Annotated in this window: 2 protein-coding genes; one reads left to right on the top strand and one right to left on the bottom strand. The window is 66.3% G+C overall.

From position 1 onward, the window contains the following. Positions 1 to 99: 99 nt before the first annotated feature. The gene (gene fgd, locus AC2VON_RS01175; RefSeq protein WP_486951311.1) at positions 100 to 1,116 is read right to left on the bottom strand and encodes a glucose-6-phosphate dehydrogenase (coenzyme-F420); all 1,017 of its coding nucleotides are present in this window, start codon (positions 1,114 to 1,116) and stop codon (positions 100 to 102) included. 44 nt (positions 1,117 to 1,160) lie between these two features. On the opposite strand from fgd, the gene AC2VON_RS01170 reads away from it, so the two are divergent. After that, positions 1,161 to 1,353, top strand: a 193-nt coding sequence (locus AC2VON_RS01170) for an MBL fold metallo-hydrolase (protein WP_486951310.1), incomplete at its 3' end; no start/stop codon positions are given.

Below are 1,353 nucleotides of genomic sequence, written 5' to 3'. Positions count from 1 at the left end.
CGCCGAACGCCGCATCAACGAAGAACGCCTCGCCGTTCAGCGTCGAAAACGCATCGCCGAGCTGGCCCGAAACGACGAACCACCACCCTTCTGACCGTCTTACAGCCGGCGCAGCTTGCGCAATCTAGGCGCCAGGTCCGTTTCGAAGAGTTGCAGGAAACGGCGCTGGTCGTGGCCGGGTGCGTGGAACACCAGGTGGTTGAAGCCCCATGCGACGTACTGGCCGACCTTCTCCACGGCCTCGTCGGGGTCGGAGGCCACGATCCAGCGCTTGGCGACCTGCTCGATCGGCAGCGCGTCGGCGGCCTTCTCCATCTCGATCGGGTCGCCGATGGAATGTTTCTGTTCGGCGGTCAGCGACAGCGGCGCCCAGAATCGGGTGTTGCCCAACGCCAGTTCGGGATCCGGGTCGTAGGAGATCTTGATCTCGATCATCTTGTCGACCTCGTCGACCGATCTGCCTGCGGCCGCTGCACCTTCCAAGACCGCCGGCATCAGCTTCTCGGCGTAGAGCTGCGCGCCCTTGCCGGAGGTGCAGATGAAGCCGTCGCCAGACCGGCCGGCGTATTTCGCCACCACGGGTCCACCGGCGGCGATGTAGACCGGCACCCCACCCTCGGGCACGTCGTAGATGGAGGCGCCCTGCAGACGGTAGTACTCGCCGTCGAAGTCGACACGGTTGCCGCGCCACAATTCCCGCATCAGCCGCACCGACTCCCGCAGCCGGGCGAACCGCTCCTTGAAGGCCGGCCACTCGCCGATATAACCGGTGGCGATCTCGTTGAGGGCTTCACCGGTGCCCACCCCGAGGAAGACCCGCCCCGCATACAGGCAACTCATGGTGGCGAACGCCTGGGCGATCACGGCAGGGTTGTACCGGAACGTCGGGGTGAGCACCGAGGTGCCCAGCACGATCCGCTCGGTGCGTTCTCCTACCGCGGTCAGCCAGGACAGCGAGAACGGAGCGTGCCCGCCAACGTGGCGCCACGGCTGGAAGTGGTCGCTGACCGTGGCGCTGTCCATCCCGTGTGCTTCGGCGGCGACACCCAGTTCGACGAGTTCCCGCGGCCCGAATTGCTCGGCGGATGCCTTGTACCCCAATCTCAGTTGCGCCATTCCACCTTTTCTACCCGTACCGGCGCTTCCCTAGACTCACCGGCATGGCTAACAGGCCGGTTGAGGTTGTTCCGATCACCGAGCGGGTGCACCTGGCCCGGGGCGAAGCGGTCAACTGGCTGCTGGTCACCGACGACAAGGGTGTGCTGCTGATCGACGCGGGCTACCCCGGTGACCGTGCCGACGTGCTGGCATCGCTGGGTGCGCTGGGCTACCACGCCGGTGACGTGCGCGCCG

It is taken from the genome of Mycobacterium sp. TH-M82, from assembly GCF_057473605.1.
Note: the sequence above shows the minus strand (reverse complement) of the source record. Positions and strands in the feature narration are given on the sequence as shown.

Bases quoted from the DNA above. Each gene is read 5' to 3' on its own strand.
- fgd (WP_486951311.1), bottom strand. From the start codon at position 1,116: ATGGCGCAACTGAGATTGGGGTACAAGGCATCCGCCGAGCAATTCGGG.